The sequence below is a fragment of the Allobosea sp. 10N428 genome, assembly GCF_056394545.1.
Window position 1 is genome coordinate 776,633 of the sequence record NZ_JBFTIC010000002.1, and the last position, 9,336, is coordinate 785,968.

A 9,336-nucleotide genomic window follows, 5' to 3' on the forward strand; every position below is an offset into this window, starting at 1 on the left:
CCCTCCTCACGCTTCCGCGGCCGCATCCGTGCCGGCATCGCGGCGACGGGTCTGCAGGGCCGAAACCTTGAGCGAGCGACGAGCCGCGACCGAGCGCGGGCTGTCCTCGTTCTTCAGCGCGTCGAAAGTGGCGCGCACGAGGTTGTACGGGTTGGAGGAGCCGAGCGACTTCGACACGACGTCCTGCATGCCGACCGCCTCGAAGACGGCGCGCATCGGACCGCCGGCGATGATGCCGGTACCAGCCGGAGCAGCGCGCAGCACGACCTTGCCGGCGCCGTGGCGGCCCTGCACGTCGTGATGGAGGGTGCGGCCCTCGCGCAGCGGGATGCGGACGAGGCCACGCTTGGCGGCTTCCGTCGCCTTGCGGATCGCCTCGGGAACTTCACGGGCCTTGCCGTGGCCGAAGCCGACGCGGCCCTTCTGGTCGCCGACGACGACGAGCGCAGCGAAGCCGAAGCGACGACCACCCTTCACCACCTTGGCGACGCGGTTGATGTGGACGAGCTTATCCACGAATTCGGAATCGCGATCCTCGCTATCCCGGCGCTCACGCGGCTCTCTAGCCATGTCTTTCCTCTTACTTGCGCGGACGAAGGTCTGAGCCTCACGCCGCTCGCTCGAGCCTAACCCCGTGCCTCATTGCGCGGGGGAAGCTGAAAACGGATACCGCCCGGCCGGCGCAAGCGCCGAACCGGGCGAAACCCGATAACCTCAGAACTTGAGGCCGCCCTCGCGGGCTGCATCGGCCAGCGCCTTGACGCGGCCGTGGTACATATAGGGACCGCGATCGAAGACCACGTCCGTCACGCCGGCCTTGACCGCGCGCTCGGCGACGATCTTGCCGATCTGGCCGGCCGCCTCGACATTGGCGCCCGACTTGATCTGGGCGCGCACGTCCTTGTCGAGCGACGAGGCCGAAGCGAGGGTGACCCCGTTCACGTCGTCGATGACCTGGGCGTAGATCTGCTTGCCGGTGCGATGCACCGAGAGGCGCGGGCGACCGTTGGCAACCGCCTTGATCGCGCGGCGGACGCGAGCCTTGCGGCGCGCAGTCACATCGTTCTGCTTGCTCATGGCTGGCGTCCTTACTTCTTCTTGCCTTCCTTGCGGAAGATGAACTCGCCGGCGTACTTGACGCCCTTGCCCTTGTAGGGCTCGGGGCCACGATAGTCGCGGATTTCCGCGGCGGTCTGGCCGACGATCTGCTTGTCGATACCGGTGACGACGATCTCCGTCGGCTTCGGCGTCACGATCGCGACACCAGCCGGAATTTCGTAGTCGATATCATGGCTGTAGCCGAGCGACAGCTTCAGCACCTTGCCGTTGACGGCGGCCTTGTAGCCGACGCCGTTGATCTCGAGCTTCTTCTCGAAGCCGGCGGTGGTGCCGACGACGAGATTGTTGATACGGGCGCGCGAGGTGCCCCAGAGCGCGCGGGCGCGCTTCGACTGCGAACGCGGCTGAACCGCGATCGCGCCGTCCTCCATGGCGACCGAGACGTCCTCGGGCACCTCGAAGGAGAGCTCGCCCTTCGAGCCCTTGATCTTGACGAGCTGGCCGGTGACCGTGGCGGTGACGCCCGCGGGAACCGAAACCGGCTTCTTACCGATACGAGACATTGGATCTCTCCTGAAGATGAGCGGCGCCTGTAAGGTCAGAAGACCTTGCAGAGCACTTCGCCGCCCACGTTCTGCTCGCGGGCCACATGATCAGCCATCACGCCACGCGGCGTCGAGACGATCGTCACGCCAAGGCCGTCGGCCACGCGCGGCATGGTCTCGACCGACGAGTAGACGCGGCGGCCGGGCTTCGAAACACGCGAGATCGACCGGATGACCGGCTGGCCCTCGTGATACTTCAGCTCGATATCGAACTCCGTCCGGCCATTGCCGAACTCGGTCTGGCTGTAGCCGCGGATATAACCCTCGGACTGCAGAACGTCGAGCACGCGGGCGCGCAGCTTCGAACCAGGGGTGGAAACGCGCGACTTGCGGCGCAGCTGCGCATTCCGGATGCGGGTCAGCATATCGCCGAGCGGATCAATGATCGCCATTGTCCAGTCCTCCTTACCAGCTCGACTTCACGAGGCCGGGAACCAGCCCCTTGTTGCCGAGCTCACGCAGCGCGACACGCGACATCTTCAGCTTGCGATAGAACGCACGCGGACGGCCCGTCACCTCGCAGCGATTGCGGATGCGGATCTTGGCCGAGTTGCGCGGCAGTTCGGCCAGCTTGAGGCGAGCGAGGAAACGCTCGTCCATGGGCTGGTTGTCATCATTGGCAATTGCGAGCAAACGGGCCCGGCGGCCGGCGAATTTCTTCACCAGCTTCCTGCGGCGCTCGTTGTTCTCGACGGAGCTTTTCTTAGCCATCGATCTCTCCTGGTTTCCGCGTATGAACGCTTAGGTTCACTGCCGGAACGGGAAGTTGAAGTGCTTGAGCAGAGCGCGCGCCTCGTCGTCCGACTTCGCAGTCGTGCAGACGATCACGTCCATGCCCCAGACCTGGTCGACCTTGTCGTAGTTGATCTCGGGGAACACGATGTGCTCCTTGATCCCGAGCGCGAAGTTACCGCGCCCGTCGAACGACTTGGGGTTGAGGCCCCGGAAGTCGCGCACGCGCGGCAAGGCGATGGTGACGAGCCGGTCGACGAACTCGAACATCTTGGTCTTGCGCAGCGTGACCTTGCAGCCAACCGCCATGTTCTCGCGCAGCTTGAAGCCGGCGATGGCGAGGCGGGACTTGGTGATGACCGGCTTCTGACCGGCGATCATGGCGAGATCGCCGGCGGCGTTGTCGACCTTCTTGCGGTCGGCCGTCGCTTCGCCAACGCCCATGTTGATGACGATCTTCTCGATCGTCGGCACTTCCATGACGTTCTTGTAGCCAAATTCGGCGATCATCGCGGGACGAACGACGTCCTCGTAATGCTTCTTCATGCGCGGCGAGAGAGCCGCCTGCTGAGCGTCAGCCATCGATCAGATCCCCCGAACGCTTGGCGAAACGGACCTTGCGGCCGTCATCGAGCACCTTGAAACCAACGCGGGTCGGCTTGCCGTCCTTCGGATCGGCCACGGCGATGTTCGACAGGTCGATGGTGGCCTCCTTCGAGATGATGCCACCCTCGGACGTCTGCGACTGCTTGGTGTGCTTCTTGACGAGGTTGACACCACGCACGACGGCGCGGGCATCCTTCGGCAGAACCTGCAGCACTTCGCCCGACTTACCCTTGTCGCGGCCAGCAAGCACGACGACCTTGTCGCCCTTCTTGATTTTCGCAGCCATCACAGCACCTCCGGCGCCAGCGAGATGATCTTCATGTGGTTCTTGGCGCGCAGCTCGCGCGGAACCGGTCCGAAGATACGCGTGCCGACCGGCTCCTTCTGGTTGTTGATCAGCACGGCCGCATTGCGGTCGAACCGGATCACCGAACCATCGGCGCGCTTGACGTCCTTGGCGGTGCGAACGACGACCGCCTTCATGACGTCGCCCTTCTTCACGCGACCGCGCGGAATGGCTTCCTTGATCGAAACGACGATAATGTCGCCGACACCGGCGTACTTGCGCTTCGACCCGCCGAGAACCTTGATGCACATCACGCGACGCGCGCCCGAATTGTCGGCGACGTCGAGATTCGTCTGCACCTGGATCATGGCCTTGATCCTTCCAATCTGTGTATCAGGCGGTTTCCGGAGCGGCCTCAGCGCTGCTCGGGACTACGACTGACGGGGGTCGATCGCCCCCTTGGCCTCAAAACAAAACACGATCCGCAAAAGTGGTTTCCACCTTTGCGGAGAGACATGTCCGGCTTCCTTCAGGCGCCCTGCCCGCCCCTGATTCGGGGCCGGGCAAAGCCGTCTCGCTTCACGCCTTAGGGGCGCCGTCGAGCACAACCCAGCTTTTCAGCTTGGAAATCGGCTTGGACTCCTCGATCCACACCGTATCGCCAATCTTGAACGAACCCGCCTCGTTATGGGCGTGATAGTTCTTCGTACGGCGAACCGTCTTCTTGAGGAGCGGGTGCGTATAACGCCGCTCGACCTTAACCACAACAGTTTTGTTCTGCTTGTCGCTGACGACGACGCCCTGGAGCACGCGCTTAGGCATTATCTTCTCCTCACGCGCTGGCCGCAACGGCCTTCGACCGCTGCAGCGTCTTGATGCGGGCGATATCCTTGCGCAGTTCGGTGACGCGCGCGGTGTTCTCGAGCTGGCCCGTTGCCCGCTGGAAGCGCAGGTTGAACTGCTCCTTCTTCAGCTTGAGCAACTCATCCTGGAGCTGGTCCGTGCTCATCGACTTCAGGTCGGAAAGACGCTGTGTGCTTTTCATGTCGCCCTCCCTTACTCGGCGATGCGCTGGATGAAGCGGGTCTTGATCGGCAGCTTGGCGGCGCCGAGACGGAGCGCCTCGCGGGCGATCTCCTCGGACACGCCGTCGAGCTCGAACATGATCCGGCCCGGCTTGACCTTGGCCGCCCAGAACTCGGGCGAACCCTTGCCCTTACCCATGCGGACTTCGGTCGGCTTCTTCGAAACCGGCACGTCGGGGAACACGCGGATCCAGACGCGGCCGACGCGCTTCATCGCGCGGGTGATCGCGCGGCGGGCCGCTTCGATCTGACGAGCGGTAACGCGCTCGGGCTCTTGTGCCTTCAGGCCGAACTGGCCGAAGTTGAGGTCCGTGCCGCCCTTGGCGACGCCGGAGATGCGTCCCTTGAACTGCTTACGGAACTTGGTGCGTTTTGGTTGCAGCATGGCTCTTCTCGATCAGCCTTACGCAGCCTGCTCGCGACGATCGCGATCGCGGTGATCACGGTCGCGGCCGCCGGAACGGCCGCCCTCGTCGGAGAGGCGCTTGTCCTGGGCCATCGGGTCGTGTTCCAGGATCTCGCCCTTGAAGATCCAGACCTTGATGCCGCACGTCCCGTAGGTCGTGAAGGCGGTGGCGACGCCGTAATCGACGTCGGCGCGCAGCGTATGCAGCGGCACGCGGCCCTCACGGTACCATTCGAGGCGGGCGATCTCGGCGCCGCCGAGACGGCCCGAGCAGTTGATGCGGATGCCCTCGGCGCCCAGACGCATGGCCGACTGCACGGCGCGCTTCATGGCACGACGGAAGGCGACACGGCGCTCGAGCTGCTGCGCGATCGAGTCGGCGACGAGCGTCGCGTCGATCTCGGGCTTGCGCACCTCGACGATGTTGATCGTCACATCGGCCTTGGTGAGGTTCGAGACCACCTTGCGGAGCTTCTCGATGTCGGCACCCTTCTTGCCGATCACCACGCCCGGACGAGCCGAGTGGATGGTGACGCGGCACTTCTTGTGCGGACGCTCGATGATGATCTTCGAGACAGCAGCCTGCTTCAGCAGCTTCATCAGGGCGGCGCGGATCGCCATGTCCTCATGCAGCAGCTTGCCGTACTCGCCCTTGTTGGCGAACCAACGCGAGTCCCACGTACGGTTGATGCCGAGGCGCAGGCCGATCGGATTGATTTTCTGACCCATCGTTCTCTCCTCAGGCCTGCGCTGCCTGCTCGCGCACCACGATCGTGATGTTCGAGAACGGCTTCATGATCCGGGCGCCACGGCCGCGGGCGCGGGCGTGGAAGCGCTTCATGACGAGTGCCTTGCCGACAAAGGCCTGGGCGACGACGAGATCGTCGACGTCGAGGTCGTGATTGTTCTCGGCGTTGGCGATCGCGCTCTGCAGGCACTTGCGAACATCGTTCGCGATGCGCTTGCGGGAGAACTCGAGATCGGCGAGCGCCGTCGAGACCTTCTTGCCGCGGATCAGCTGAGCGACGAGGTTCAGCTTCTGCGGCGAGACGCGCAGGTTGCGGGCGACCGCAAGCGCTTCGTTCTCGGGCAGCGCACGGGGGGCGGATGCTTTACCCATGGCTTACTTCCTCTTCGCCTTCTTGTCGGCAGCGTGGCCGTGGAAGGTGCGGGTCGGCGAGAACTCGCCGAACTTGTGACCCACCATTTCCTCGGACACGGACACCGGCACATGCTTCTGTCCGTTGTACACGCCGAACGTCAGACCGACGAACTGCGGCAGGATCGTGGAGCGACGGCTCCAGATCTTGATGACTTCATTTCGGGCCGAGGTCCGGGCGACCTCTGCCTTCTTCAGGAGGTATCCGTCGACAAACGGACCTTTCCAAAGCGAACGCGCCATGACGGACCTCAGTTCTTCTTCTTGCGGGCGTGACGGCTCGACACGATGAACGTATCGGTCCGCTTGTTCGAGCGGGTCTTCTTGCCCTTGGTCGGCAGACCCCAGGGCGTGACCGGATGACGGCCACCCGAGGTCCGGCCCTCACCACCGCCATGCGGATGGTCGACCGGGTTCATCGAGACGCCGCGGTTATGCGGACGGCGGCCGAGCCAGCGCGAGCGACCAGCCTTGCCGTCGTTCCGGTTCATGTGATCCGGGTTCGAGACGGCGCCGACAGTGGCGTAGCACAGGCCCGAGATCAGGCGCTGTTCGCCCGAATTCAGGCGGACGATGACGTAACCCTGGTCGCGACCGACGATCTGGGCGTAGTTGCCGGCGGAGCGGGCCAGAGCGCCGCCCTTGCCGATCTTGAGCTCGACATTGTGGACGATCGTGCCGATCGGCAGCGTGCCCATGGGCGCCGCGTTGCCGGGCTTCACGTCGACATTGTCACCCGCCACAACGGTGTCGCCGACTGCCAGGCGCTGCGGCGCCAGGATGTAGGCCTGCTCGCCGTCCTGATACTTGATCAGGGCGATGAACGCCGTCCGGTTCGGGTCGTACTCGAGCCGCTCGACGGTCGCCGGGATGCCGGCCTTGCCGCGACGCTTGAAGTCGACGAGGCGCAGCGTGCGCTTGTGGCCACCGCCGCGGAAGCGGACGGTGATACGGCCGAGGTTGTTGCGGCCGCCCGAGGAGCTCTTGCCCTCGGTCAGGGTCTTGACCGGCTTGCCCTTGTAGAGCTCGCTGCGGTCGACGATCACGAGCTGGCGAAGGCTCGGCGTGATCGGCTTGAAGTGTTTCAAAGCCATGATGGCGATCCTTCCCTCAGAGGCCCGTGGTCACGTCGATCGAGTGGCCCTCTTCGAGGGTCACAACGGCCTTCTTGACGTCCGAGCGCTGGCCGAGGCGGCCACGGAAGACCTTGACCTTGCCTTCGGTGACGATCGTGTTGACGCTCTTGACCTTGACGTCGAAGAGCTTCTCGATCGCCGCCTTGATCTGCGGCTTGGTCGCGGTGCGGGCAACCTTGAAGACGACCTTGTTGTGCTCAGAGAGCATCGTCGCCTTCTCGGTGATGACCGGCGCCACGATCACATCGTAGTGGCGCGGGTCGAGGTTCTTGGCGGACTGGCTCATTTGAAGCGCGCCTCCAGCGCATCGACAGCCGCACGCGTCAGGACAAGCTTGTCGCGACGCAGGATGTCATAGACGTTGATGCCCTGGACCGGCAGAACGTCGACATTCGGGATCGAGCGAGCGGCCAGGCCGAAGTTCGTATCGATCTCGGCGCCACCGATGATCAGCGCGCTCGACAGGTCGAGCTTGCCGAAGTGGCCGAGCAGCACCTTGGTCTTCGGCTCGGAGAGCGTGGCATCGTCGATCACGATGATGCCGGCATCCTTCGCCTTGGCCGAGAGCGCATGGCGCAGAGCGAGCGCGCGGACCTTCTTGGGAAGGTCGTGAGCGTGGTCGCGCAGCACCGGACCGAAGGCCTTGCCGCCGCCGCGGAACTGCGGAGCCGAAGCCGCGCCGTGGCGAGCGCCGCCGGTGCCCTTCTGCTTGTAGATCTTCTTGCGGGTGCGATCGACTTCCGAGCGGCCCTTGGACTTGTGAGTCCCGGCGCGGCGCTTGGCGAGCTGATAGCGAACCATGCGGGCGAGGAGGTCAGCGCGCGGCTCGAGGCCGAACACCGCATCCGACAGCTCGAGGGAGCCGGCGTTGCCGCCTTCAAGAGTGACGATATCGAATTTCATCACGCGTTCTCCTCAGCCTGGGCCGCAGGAGCCTCTTCCGCCTTGCTCTCGCCGGCAACCTTGAACTTGCCCGGCAGCGGCGCATCCTTCGGCAGGGCGCGTTTGACGGCGTCGCGGACATGGATCCAGCCGCCGGCAACGCCGGGAACGGCGCCCTCGACGAGGATCAGGCCACGCTCGGCATCCGTCTGGACGACGCGCAGGTTCTGCGTGGTGACGCGCTCGGCGCCAAGATGGCCCGGCATCTTCTTGTTCTTGAAGGTCTTGCCCGGGTCCTGACGGCCGCCGGTCGAACCGATCGAACGGTGCGAGACCGAGACGCCGTGGGTGGCGCGCAGACCGCCGAAGTTCCAGCGCTTCATACCGCCGGCGAAGCCCTTGCCGGTGGTGGTGCCGGAGACGTCGACGAACTGGCCGACGACGAAGTGGTCCGCGGTCAGCTCGGCGCCGACAGGGATCAGCGCGTCATCGCTGACGCGGAACTCGACCACCTTGCGCTTCGGCTCGACCGTGGCGACCGCGAAGTGACCGCGCTCAGCCTTCGAGACATTCTTCACCTTCGCCGTGCCGGAGCCCAGCTGCACGGCCACATAGCCGTTCTTCTCTTTCGTGCGATGCGCGACAACCKGGCAGCTGTCGAGCTTCAGCACGGTGACCGGGATATGCTCGCCAGCATCCGTGAAGACGCGGGTCATCCCGACTTTCTGTGCAATCACACCGGAACGCATCGGTGCACACCTTCTTCTGGGGTCATGTCCATCCGGGGTCGCCGGAAACAGAGGACCCGTTCAATCGGATCAGAGCTTGATTTCGACGTCGACGCCGGCGGCGAGATCAAGCTTCATGAGGGCGTCGACCGTCTGGGGAGTCGGATCGACAATGTCGAGGACCCGCTTGTGGGTCCGCATCTCAAACTGCTCGCGCGACTTCTTGTCGATGTGCGGCGAGCGGTTGACGGTGAACTTCTCGATGAGCGTGGGCAGCGGAATCGGTCCGCGGACCTGAGCGCCCGTCCGCTTCGCGGTCGACACGATCTCGCGCGTAGAAGCGTCGAGGATGCGGTGGTCGAACGCCTTGAGGCGGATCCGAATGTTCTGACCGTTCATGGTCTTGTTTTCTCCGTGACGTGTAGAGGCGAAGGCCCGAAGGGCCCGCGCCCCTCACGAAAACGCGTTACGCAATGATCGAAGCGACGACGCCGGCGCCGACGGTGCGGCCGCCTTCGCGGATGGCGAAGCGCAGCTTCTCTTCCATCGCGATCGGGGCGATCAGCGTCACCTCCATCGAGATGTTGTCGCCCGGCATCACCATCTCCGTGCCTTCCGGCAGGGTCACCACGCCGGTCACGTCCGTCGTGCG

At 64.5% G+C, this 9,336-nt stretch carries 20 protein-coding genes; all 20 read right to left on the bottom strand.

Annotated features, from left to right (window positions below):
- Positions 1-6: 6 nt before the first annotated feature.
- The gene (rpsE, locus tag AC1DDA_RS10140) at positions 7-570 is read right to left on the bottom strand and encodes a 30S ribosomal protein S5 (protein ID WP_262333094.1); all 564 of its coding nucleotides are present in this window, start codon (positions 568-570) and stop codon (positions 7-9) included.
- Between the two features lie 144 nt (positions 571-714).
- Entirely contained in the window at positions 715-1,077 is a 363-nt protein-coding gene (rplR, locus tag AC1DDA_RS10145; protein WP_441512840.1) for a 50S ribosomal protein L18, read from the bottom strand.
- Positions 1,078-1,088: 11 nt separating this feature from the next.
- The gene (gene rplF / locus AC1DDA_RS10150) at positions 1,089-1,622 is read right to left on the bottom strand and encodes a 50S ribosomal protein L6 (RefSeq protein WP_476795643.1); all 534 of its coding nucleotides are present in this window, start codon (positions 1,620-1,622) and stop codon (positions 1,089-1,091) included.
- Between the two features lie 35 nt (positions 1,623-1,657).
- The gene (gene rpsH / locus AC1DDA_RS10155; protein WP_400506018.1) at positions 1,658-2,056 is read right to left on the bottom strand and encodes a 30S ribosomal protein S8; all 399 of its coding nucleotides are present in this window, start codon (positions 2,054-2,056) and stop codon (positions 1,658-1,660) included.
- A gap of 13 nt (positions 2,057-2,069) precedes the next feature.
- Positions 2,070-2,375, bottom strand: a complete 306-nt coding sequence (gene rpsN, locus AC1DDA_RS10160) for a 30S ribosomal protein S14 (protein WP_199085556.1) — start codon at positions 2,373-2,375, stop codon at positions 2,070-2,072.
- Positions 2,376-2,411: 36 nt separating this feature from the next.
- Positions 2,412-2,978 carry a 50S ribosomal protein L5 gene (gene rplE, locus AC1DDA_RS10165; protein ID WP_476778751.1) on the bottom strand — a complete coding sequence of 189 codons (567 nt, stop codon included), beginning with the start codon at positions 2,976-2,978 and terminating at the stop codon, positions 2,412-2,414.
- Positions 2,971-3,288 carry a 50S ribosomal protein L24 gene (gene rplX / locus AC1DDA_RS10170; RefSeq protein ID WP_377838317.1) on the bottom strand — a complete coding sequence of 106 codons (318 nt, stop codon included), beginning with the start codon at positions 3,286-3,288 and terminating at the stop codon, positions 2,971-2,973. Before rplX ends, rplE begins: the two co-directional genes overlap by 8 nt.
- Positions 3,288-3,656, bottom strand: a complete 369-nt coding sequence (gene rplN, locus AC1DDA_RS10175) for a 50S ribosomal protein L14 (RefSeq protein ID WP_055730187.1) — start codon at positions 3,654-3,656, stop codon at positions 3,288-3,290. The genes rplX and rplN overlap by 1 nt, the downstream gene beginning before the upstream one ends.
- A 211-nt stretch (positions 3,657-3,867) precedes the next feature.
- On the bottom strand, positions 3,868-4,110 hold the full coding sequence (gene rpsQ, locus AC1DDA_RS10180) for a 30S ribosomal protein S17 (protein ID WP_441512842.1): 243 nt from the start codon (positions 4,108-4,110) through the stop codon (positions 3,868-3,870).
- 10 nt (positions 4,111-4,120) lie between these two features.
- The gene (gene rpmC / locus AC1DDA_RS10185; protein WP_400506013.1) at positions 4,121-4,333 is read right to left on the bottom strand and encodes a 50S ribosomal protein L29; all 213 of its coding nucleotides are present in this window, start codon (positions 4,331-4,333) and stop codon (positions 4,121-4,123) included.
- An 11-nt stretch (positions 4,334-4,344) separates the two neighbouring features.
- A complete protein-coding gene (rplP, locus tag AC1DDA_RS10190; protein ID WP_112581124.1) occupies positions 4,345-4,758 on the bottom strand; it encodes a 50S ribosomal protein L16 in 414 nt (137 codons plus the stop codon).
- A gap of 18 nt (positions 4,759-4,776) precedes the next feature.
- Positions 4,777-5,508, bottom strand: a complete 732-nt coding sequence (gene rpsC / locus AC1DDA_RS10195; RefSeq protein WP_441512843.1) for a 30S ribosomal protein S3 — start codon at positions 5,506-5,508, stop codon at positions 4,777-4,779.
- A 10-nt stretch (positions 5,509-5,518) separates the two neighbouring features.
- Positions 5,519-5,899, bottom strand: a complete 381-nt coding sequence (gene rplV / locus AC1DDA_RS10200; protein WP_441512844.1) for a 50S ribosomal protein L22 — start codon at positions 5,897-5,899, stop codon at positions 5,519-5,521.
- 3 nt (positions 5,900-5,902) lie between these two features.
- Positions 5,903-6,181, bottom strand: a complete 279-nt coding sequence (gene rpsS, locus AC1DDA_RS10205; RefSeq protein ID WP_441470739.1) for a 30S ribosomal protein S19 — start codon at positions 6,179-6,181, stop codon at positions 5,903-5,905.
- Positions 6,182-6,189: 8 nt separating this feature from the next.
- Positions 6,190-7,032, bottom strand: coding sequence for a 50S ribosomal protein L2 (gene rplB, locus AC1DDA_RS10210; RefSeq protein WP_441512845.1), 843 nt, complete (start codon positions 7,030-7,032; stop codon positions 6,190-6,192).
- 16 nt (positions 7,033-7,048) lie between these two features.
- Positions 7,049-7,360, bottom strand: a complete 312-nt coding sequence (locus AC1DDA_RS10215; RefSeq protein ID WP_149128651.1) for a 50S ribosomal protein L23 — start codon at positions 7,358-7,360, stop codon at positions 7,049-7,051.
- Positions 7,357-7,977, bottom strand: a complete 621-nt coding sequence (rplD, locus tag AC1DDA_RS10220; RefSeq protein WP_441512846.1) for a 50S ribosomal protein L4 — start codon at positions 7,975-7,977, stop codon at positions 7,357-7,359. Before rplD ends, AC1DDA_RS10215 begins: the two co-directional genes overlap by 4 nt.
- Complete coding sequence (gene rplC, locus AC1DDA_RS10225) at positions 7,977-8,705, bottom strand: 50S ribosomal protein L3 (protein ID WP_476795644.1); 729 nt, start codon at positions 8,703-8,705, stop codon at positions 7,977-7,979. The genes rplD and rplC overlap by 1 nt, the downstream gene beginning before the upstream one ends.
- 69 nt (positions 8,706-8,774) lie before the next feature.
- Positions 8,775-9,083 carry a 30S ribosomal protein S10 gene (rpsJ, locus tag AC1DDA_RS10230; RefSeq protein WP_043237115.1) on the bottom strand — a complete coding sequence of 103 codons (309 nt, stop codon included), beginning with the start codon at positions 9,081-9,083 and terminating at the stop codon, positions 8,775-8,777.
- A gap of 67 nt (positions 9,084-9,150) precedes the next feature.
- Positions 9,151-9,336 (bottom strand): EF-Tu C-terminal domain-related protein (locus tag AC1DDA_RS10235; RefSeq protein ID WP_465247133.1); only part of this gene is annotated, 186 nt, incomplete at its 5' end.

Bases quoted from the DNA above. Each gene is read 5' to 3' on its own strand.
- rpsE (WP_262333094.1), bottom strand. From the start codon at position 570: ATGGCTAGAGAGCCGCGTGAGCGCCGGGATAGCGAGGATCGCGATTCC.
- rplR (WP_441512840.1), bottom strand. From the start codon at position 1,077: ATGAGCAAGCAGAACGATGTGACTGCGCGCCGCAAGGCTCGCGTCCGC.
- rplF (WP_476795643.1), bottom strand. From the start codon at position 1,622: ATGTCTCGTATCGGTAAGAAGCCGGTTTCGGTTCCCGCGGGCGTCACC.
- rpsH (WP_400506018.1), bottom strand. From the start codon at position 2,056: ATGGCGATCATTGATCCGCTCGGCGATATGCTGACCCGCATCCGGAAT.
- rpsN (WP_199085556.1), bottom strand. From the start codon at position 2,375: ATGGCTAAGAAAAGCTCCGTCGAGAACAACGAGCGCCGCAGGAAGCTG.
- rplE (WP_476778751.1), bottom strand. From the start codon at position 2,978: ATGGCTGACGCTCAGCAGGCGGCTCTCTCGCCGCGCATGAAGAAGCAT.
- rplX (WP_377838317.1), bottom strand. From the start codon at position 3,288: ATGGCTGCGAAAATCAAGAAGGGCGACAAGGTCGTCGTGCTTGCTGGC.
- rplN (WP_055730187.1), bottom strand. From the start codon at position 3,656: ATGATCCAGGTGCAGACGAATCTCGACGTCGCCGACAATTCGGGCGCG.
- rpsQ (WP_441512842.1), bottom strand. From the start codon at position 4,110: ATGCCTAAGCGCGTGCTCCAGGGCGTCGTCGTCAGCGACAAGCAGAAC.
- rpmC (WP_400506013.1), bottom strand. From the start codon at position 4,333: ATGAAAAGCACACAGCGTCTTTCCGACCTGAAGTCGATGAGCACGGAC.
- rplP (WP_112581124.1), bottom strand. From the start codon at position 4,758: ATGCTGCAACCAAAACGCACCAAGTTCCGTAAGCAGTTCAAGGGACGC.
- rpsC (WP_441512843.1), bottom strand. From the start codon at position 5,508: ATGGGTCAGAAAATCAATCCGATCGGCCTGCGCCTCGGCATCAACCGT.
- rplV (WP_441512844.1), bottom strand. From the start codon at position 5,899: ATGGGTAAAGCATCCGCCCCCCGTGCGCTGCCCGAGAACGAAGCGCTT.
- rpsS (WP_441470739.1), bottom strand. From the start codon at position 6,181: ATGGCGCGTTCGCTTTGGAAAGGTCCGTTTGTCGACGGATACCTCCTG.
- rplB (WP_441512845.1), bottom strand. From the start codon at position 7,032: ATGGCTTTGAAACACTTCAAGCCGATCACGCCGAGCCTTCGCCAGCTC.
- AC1DDA_RS10215 (WP_149128651.1), bottom strand. From the start codon at position 7,360: ATGAGCCAGTCCGCCAAGAACCTCGACCCGCGCCACTACGATGTGATC.
- rplD (WP_441512846.1), bottom strand. From the start codon at position 7,977: ATGAAATTCGATATCGTCACTCTTGAAGGCGGCAACGCCGGCTCCCTC.
- rpsJ (WP_043237115.1), bottom strand. From the start codon at position 9,083: ATGAACGGTCAGAACATTCGGATCCGCCTCAAGGCGTTCGACCACCGC.